9 protein-coding genes are annotated in these 6378 nt (G+C 69.9%); 7 read left to right on the forward strand and 2 right to left on the reverse strand.

The features are described 5' to 3' along the window. Positions 1–220 (forward strand): type II toxin-antitoxin system PemK/MazF family toxin (locus VMS22_25405; protein ID HXJ37379.1); only part of this gene is annotated, 220 nt, incomplete at its 5' end. A gap of 95 nt (positions 221–315) precedes the next feature. On the opposite strand, the gene VMS22_25410 is transcribed toward VMS22_25405, so the two are convergent. Then, positions 316–537, reverse strand: a complete 222-nt coding sequence (locus tag VMS22_25410) for a hypothetical protein (GenBank protein HXJ37380.1) — start codon at positions 535–537, stop codon at positions 316–318. 94 nt (positions 538–631) lie between these two features. Here VMS22_25410 and VMS22_25415 point away from each other — a divergent pair, with 94 nt between their 5' ends. Then, positions 632–805: a hypothetical protein gene (locus VMS22_25415; protein HXJ37381.1), complete on the forward strand. Its 174-nt coding sequence runs from the start codon at positions 632–634 to the stop codon at positions 803–805. A 181-nt stretch (positions 806–986) separates the two neighbouring features. Continuing rightward, positions 987–1283: a hypothetical protein gene (locus tag VMS22_25420; protein ID HXJ37382.1), complete on the forward strand. Its 297-nt coding sequence runs from the start codon at positions 987–989 to the stop codon at positions 1281–1283. 25 nt (positions 1284–1308) lie between these two features. On the opposite strand, the gene VMS22_25425 is transcribed toward VMS22_25420, so the two are convergent. After that, complete coding sequence (locus VMS22_25425) at positions 1309–1674, reverse strand: VOC family protein (protein HXJ37383.1); 366 nt, start codon at positions 1672–1674, stop codon at positions 1309–1311. 293 nt (positions 1675–1967) lie between these two features. Here VMS22_25425 and miaB point away from each other — a divergent pair, with 293 nt between their 5' ends. The 4 genes from miaB to VMS22_25445 all read left to right on the forward strand — a co-directional run. Beyond that, positions 1968–3278, forward strand: a complete 1311-nt coding sequence (gene miaB, locus VMS22_25430) for a tRNA (N6-isopentenyl adenosine(37)-C2)-methylthiotransferase MiaB (GenBank protein HXJ37384.1) — start codon at positions 1968–1970, stop codon at positions 3276–3278. Continuing rightward, positions 3275–3670: a DUF4345 domain-containing protein gene (locus VMS22_25435; GenBank protein HXJ37385.1), complete on the forward strand. Its 396-nt coding sequence runs from the start codon at positions 3275–3277 to the stop codon at positions 3668–3670. Before miaB ends, VMS22_25435 begins: the two co-directional genes overlap by 4 nt. Positions 3671–3761: 91 nt before the next feature. Continuing rightward, positions 3762–5507 carry a phosphoenolpyruvate carboxykinase (GTP) gene (locus VMS22_25440; protein HXJ37386.1) on the forward strand — a complete coding sequence of 582 codons (1746 nt, stop codon included), beginning with the start codon at positions 3762–3764 and terminating at the stop codon, positions 5505–5507. Beyond that, on the forward strand, positions 5504–6378 hold an 875-nt coding region (locus tag VMS22_25445), incomplete at its 3' end, for an AIR synthase related protein (protein ID HXJ37387.1). The genes VMS22_25440 and VMS22_25445, both read left to right, overlap by 4 nt.

Consider the following 6378-nt stretch of genomic DNA (forward strand, 5'->3'; position numbering starts at 1 on the left):
TGAGCTGGTGACGGTCGCTCCCGTCACCGCGCGGGTCCGCGGCATTCCCTCGGAAGTTCCGCTCGGTCGGTCCGACGGGCTGCCCAGAGCCTGCGCCGCCAACCTCGATACCATCACGACGATCCCCAAGCAGATCCTCACGAGACGCATCACGGCGCTCGAACCGGGCAAGATGGTGGCGGTCGATCGCGCCGTTCGCTTCGCCCTGGGCCTGGTCTGACGCGGGTTGCTCGGCGGGGGAACCCCGGTTGAGTATGGGCCCTCCGCAGGCCTTGCGCCAAGAGGGTGAAACGACTCTTCAGCTGCGCCATATCGTCACTGCGAAGACGAAACGCGCCAGCGTGTACGTAGCCAAAGGGCCAGGAAGTAGTACGCGCCGGCCATGGCCCCGAAGCCTTTCCAAATGTCCGTCCACGTCACGCCCGTGCGGAACGAAGCGAGGATGTGCCCGCCGCCCAGATGCACCTGAAGCGCGGCCAGGCCGAGAAAGAAGATGGGGCTGCGCGCGAAACGCGGCAGCGGCAACCCAATCTTCACTTACCGAACAACTCCACGGTCGCGAACGGCTCAGCCGACCACGGTCGGAATCGGTTCAGCGTGAACTTCGTCGCGTGTCCGGGCTGCGCTCGGCGTGTGGGGCATCCGGGCCATCCTCACGCCAGGGAATCTCTTCTATCTGACCACCGTCGATCTCGCGCTCTCTGTCGTGATCATCTTCCTGCTCGGTGCGATCAGCGTGCGCGCCATGATGTTCATCCACGACCAAGGCGACCTGCGGCTGCTCCGGCGCCGGCGGCGGCGATGAACCTGCCGGCGACGCTATTCCGCGGCCGGAAGGGTCCAGTCTGCGTTGGCGGCGGTGAAACGGGCGTCACGATCGATCGCACCCTCCTCGCGCGCCGCCGGACGTCGAGCCTACGCGTCCGGCCCCGACCCGAGCCGTGGCCTCGGGTCGGCACTTGAACGCCGCGGCCGGCTCGGCGGTCATGGCACCCCGTCTTCGTGGGCTGCTGCGGGACAAGAGAGGCCTCCGGAAGGACGATTTCCACGAGGCGGACGGCGAGATCGCCCGGCAGCCCTACGCCTTCCTGGTGGGTGAGACCGACTTCGACGCGATCTTCGGCCGCATCCGAGAGCACGGGCTCGAGTACTGGGCGGACCCCGCACGGACGCGGCGCGGCGAGATCAACCGGGACGACGGAGGGCGAGGGGTGTACTTCGAGGATCCCGACGGGCACTTCCTCGAGATACTCACGCGCCCTTATGGAAGCGGCGCCGGATGAGGGACGTCCGCCTCGGCGGCCTCGGTCATCGGCGCGGCAGCGGTGCGCACAGCTCGACGTCGTGTCCATCCGGGTCGGCGAAGTAGAGCGACTTGGCGGGAATCCACTCGTGCACCATGGGGCCCTCGATGGCGATGCCGCGGCGGCGGAGCTCGGCGGCGGCGACGGCGATGTCGCCCTCGGTCACGGTGAACGCGAAGTGTTGCTGCGGCACGTCGGCCTGCTCCTGGAGGACGATCATGCCGTCAGTGCCGGCGCGCATGAAGACCCATGGACGGCGCGCGTCGCGCAGCCCGACCTCGAAGCCGAGCACGTCGCGATAGAACGGCTCGGCTGCCTTCAGGTCGCGCACCTTGATGGCGACCTCGTACACGCCGCGGATGCTCACCATGGGGACCTCCTTCCAACGGCAGCTCTACGCGACCGCCGAGGTGGTGCAAACGCCGCCATCGCAGCGTCTGCGAGAGCCGGTGCTGGGAGGGAAACGCCTGGTCCGCGCATCGTCGATCCCGCCCCGGCGTCGTTCTGGGGAATACAAGCAGAGCGTGACGTCCGCGCGAGCCGGGGGAAAAGGGGTGGCCAACGTCCGGGATCGAAGGCACGTCACCATTCCCAGCCTCGTCGCGACTACGGACCTGGCGCGGGTTGCTCGGCCGGGGGACCCCGGTTAAGAGTCGCCTTTCCGTGCCCACGGTCTACATCGAGACGTACGGCTGCCAGATGAACGTGGCCGACACGGAGCTGATCCTCGGCACGCTGGGGCGGCACGGCTACGAGCGGGTCGACGCTCCCGACGCCGCCGACGTCATCCTGCTCAACACGTGCGCGATCCGCGAGCACGCCGAGGCGCGCGTGCTGGGCCGGCTCGGTGACCTCGGGCGCTACAAGACGACGCGGCCGTCGGTCCGCATCGGCGTCACCGGCTGCATGGCGCAGCACCTGCGCGACAAGCTGCGCGACGGCGCGCCGCAGGTCGACCTCCTGGTCGGACCCGACGGCTACCGGCATCTCCCGGCGCTTCTCGACGCGGGCGACACGGATCCCCACTTGGGGCTGCGTCTCGACCCCGACGAGACCTACGCCGACCTCCCGATCGCACGCGAAGGTGGTGTGCGGGCGTGGGTGACGATCATGCGCGGGTGCGATCGCTTCTGCACCTTCTGCATCGTGCCCTACGTGCGCGGCCGGGAGCGCAGCCTCTCCGGCCCCGTGCTCCTGGAGCAGGTGCGCGCGGCGGTCGACGCGGGCGCGCGCGAGGTCGTCCTGCTCGGGCAGACCGTCAACGCGTACCGGTGCGACGACTGGGACTTCGCGCGCCTGCTGCGCGAGATGGCGGCGGTCCCGGGCCTGCGACGGATCCGGTTCACCTCGCCGCATCCGGCCGAGATGTCGGACGACGTGATCGCGGCAATGGCGGAGTGCGACGCCGTGATGCCGCAGCTCCATCTTCCGGTGCAGTCGGGTTCGGACGCCGTGCTCGCGCGGATGGCGCGCGACTACACCGTCGCCGACTACGAGCGGCTGGTGGACCGGCTGCGGACGCGCCTACCCGGCATCGCGCTCTCGACGGACGTCATCGTCGGCTTCCCCGGCGAGACCGACGCCGACTTCGCCGCGACCTGCGACCTCATGCAGCGCGTTCGCTACGACTCGGCCTTCCTCTTCAAATACTCGCCGCGCGAGGGCACGCGCGCGTTCAAGTGGGACGACGACGTCTCCGAGATCGACAAGGCCCGCCGGCTCCAGCGTCTGATCGCGCTCCAGGAAGGACATTCGAGCGAGCGCAACCGGGCCCAGATCGGGCACGACGTCGAGGTGCTGGTCGAGGGGGCCGCGAAGCGTCCAGCGGGCTGGGCCATCGGGAAGTCGCCCGACTTCCGGACCGTCGTCCTGCCCGGTCCGGCCGCGCCGGGCGCGCTGGTCACCGTGCGCATCGAATCGGCCACCTCGCACACGCTCATCGGACGCGCCCTGGACATGGAGGCATACGGATGAATCCTCGCGTCGTCGCCGGCGTCCTCGGCGCCATCACCGTTGCGATGGGTCTGGGCGGGCTCGCGTCGCCCGAGCGTGCGATGACGTTCGTCGGCTTCGCGCCGCTCGTCCCGACGCAGCCTGCACCCGCCCTCTCGGAGGCGCGTGCCGTCTACGGCGGGCTCTTCACCGTGCTGGGCGCGTTCACCCTCTGGGGCGCGATCGATCCCCCGGGCAAGCGCTCCGCGCTCCTCATGGCGGGGCTCCTCTGGCTCGGCCTCTGCGCCGGGCGTACACTCGGCATCTCGATCGACGGCAACCCCGGCGTCATGGGGTGGGTCGGCCTGGTGTGGGAGGCCGCATTCGGCACAGCGCTCGTGTGGTCGGCCGTCGCGAGACTTCCAACCGCTTGAATTCCCTCGCCACCGATCATTTGCTCAAAGCCGTCGGGCACGGTTACACTCCGCGCCCCCGGCAACCGAATCCCCACCGTCTCAGAGGTTCATCGTGAACACCGCGCTCAAGAGTTGGGTCGACGACGTCGCAGCCCTCACCAAGCCCGCCGACATCCAGTGGGTCGACGGGTCGGAGGCCGAGAACCGCCGCCTGATCGACGGTATGCTCGCCTCGGGCACCCTCCATCGGCTGAACGAAGGGAAGTACCCGAACTGCTACCTGCACCGCAGCGACCCGAGCGACGTCGCGCGCACCGAGCACCTCACCTTCATCTGCTCGAAGCAGAAGGACGACACCGGCCCGACCAACAACTGGATGGAGCCGGGCGAGGCCAAGAAGAAGGTCGGCGCGCTCTACGACGGGGCCATGAAGGGCCGCACCATGTACGTGATCCCGTACGTCATGGGCCCGCTCGGCTCGCCCCTCAGCAAGGTCGGCATCGAGATCACCGACAGCCCGTACGTCGTCGCCAACATGCGCATCATGACGCGCATGGGCGACGCGGCCGCGAAGCAGCTCGGCAGCAGCCCGGACTTCGTCCGCGGCCTGCACTCGCTCGGCGACCTGTCGCCCGAGCGCCGCTTCATCTGCCACTTCCCGGACACCAAGGAGATCTGGTCGATCGGCTCGGGCTACGGCGGCAACGCGCTCCTCGGCAAGAAGTGCTTCGCGCTCCGCATCGCGAGCGTCCAGGCGCGCGAGGAAGGCTGGCTCGCCGAGCACATGCTGATCCTCGGCCTGCAGAGCCCCGAGGGCGAGACGCACTACGTCGCAGCGGCGTTCCCGTCGGCTTGCGGCAAGACGAACCTCGCCATGCTGATCCCGCCCGCCGCGCAGAAGGGCTGGAAGGTGTGGACGGTCGGCGACGACATCGCGTGGCTCCGCCCCGGTCCCGACGGCCGTCTGTGGGCGATCAACCCCGAAGCCGGCTTCTTCGGTGTGGCGCCCGGCACGTCGTCGAAGACGAACAAGAACGCGATGGACACGCTGCGGGCGAACTCGATCTTCACCAACGTCGCCGTCACCGACGACGGCTGTCCGTGGTGGGAGGGGATCGACGGCGAGGTGCCGGAGCACCTGACCGACTGGCGCGGTCAGTCGTGGAAGAAGGGCTCGACGGAGAAGGCGGCGCATCCGAACTCCCGCTTCACGTCGCCGGCACGCCAGTGCCCGTCGATCTCGCCCGAGTGGGAGAACCCACGCGGCGTTCCCATCTCGGCCTTCATCTTCGGCGGACGGCGCGCGCGCACGGCGCCACTCGTCCTCGAGTCGTTCGACTGGAAGCACGGCGTGTACGTCGGGGCGTCGGTCGCCTCCGAGACGACCGCCGCGCAGTCGGGCGCGGTCGGCGTCGTGCGACGCGATCCCATGGCCATGCTGCCGTTCTGCGGCTACAACATGGCCGACTACTTCGGCCACTGGCTGCACATGGGCACCGCCGTGCCGAAGCCGCCGCGGATCTTCCACGTCAACTGGTTCCGCCAGACGCCCGAGGGCAAGTTCATCTGGCCGGGCTTCGGCGAGAACATGCGCGTGCTGCGCTGGGTGCTCGAGCGGTGCGCCGGCAAGGGCGATGCCGTCGAGACGCCGATCGGCATGCTGCCCGGCCGCAGCGGCATCGACCGCGCCGGCATCGAGGTCAGCGACGCGGCCATGGCGGAGCTGCTCTCCGTGTCGAAGGACGACTGGCGCGCCGAGGCCCAGAGCGTCGGCGAGTTCTTCTCCAAGTTCGACGGCCGCCTGCCGGGCGAGATGGAGAAGCAGCGCCAGGCGCTCGCGAAACGGCTCGGGTGAAGGGTCGAAAACAGCCCGCGACGCCGCCGCTCTCGTACAGCGGGAGCGGCGTCGACTACGGGTCGCTCGATCCCGCCAAGGTCCTCGCGCAACGCGCCGCCGCGTCGACGGCGGGCCAGCTCGCGCGCTTCGGCCTGGCCGAGGTGCCCGGCAGCCGCGGCGAGAGCGCGTACGTGTGGGAGGAGCCCGACGCGTACCGCGCGTTCGTGATCGAGGGCCTCGGCACCAAGAACCTGGTCGCCGACGCGATGCGATCGGTCGGGGGCAGGACGTACTACGACACGCTCGCGCGCGACACCGTCGCGATGATCGTGAACGACGTCGTCGTGGTCGGCGCCGAGCCGCAGGTCGTCACGGCCTACTGGGCGGTCGGCGCGTCGAGCTGGTTCGACGACCGCGAGCGCGCCGGCGACCTCGTGCGTGGCTGGGCCGCTGCGTGCGAAGCCTGCGGCGCCACCTGGGGCGGCGGGGAGACGCCGGCCTTGAGCGGCATCATCGCACCCGGCACGATCGACCTGGGTGGTGCCTGCGTCGGTGTCGTGCGGCCGAAGAGTCGTCTCGTCCTCGGCGATCGCCTGGCGCCGGGCGACGCGATCGTGCTGCTCGCGTCCAGCGGAATCCATGCGAACGGACTCACGCTGGCGCGGCGGATCGCCGACGCGCTCCCGCGGGGCTACGCGACCGACATCGGCGACGGGACCGCGTACGGCGAAGCGCTGCTGGCGCCGACCGTGCTCTATCCGCCGGTCGTGCGCGACCTGTTCGAGGCCGGAATCGACGTCCACTACCTCGCCAACGTCACCGGCCACGGCTGGCGCAAGCTCATGCGCGCGCGCCGCGAGCTGCGCTACGTGCTGCACGCGGTGCCGCC

The sequence above is a fragment of the Candidatus Eisenbacteria bacterium genome, from assembly GCA_035577985.1.
Classification (GTDB): domain Bacteria; phylum Desulfobacterota; class Binatia; order DP-6; family DP-6; genus DATJZY01.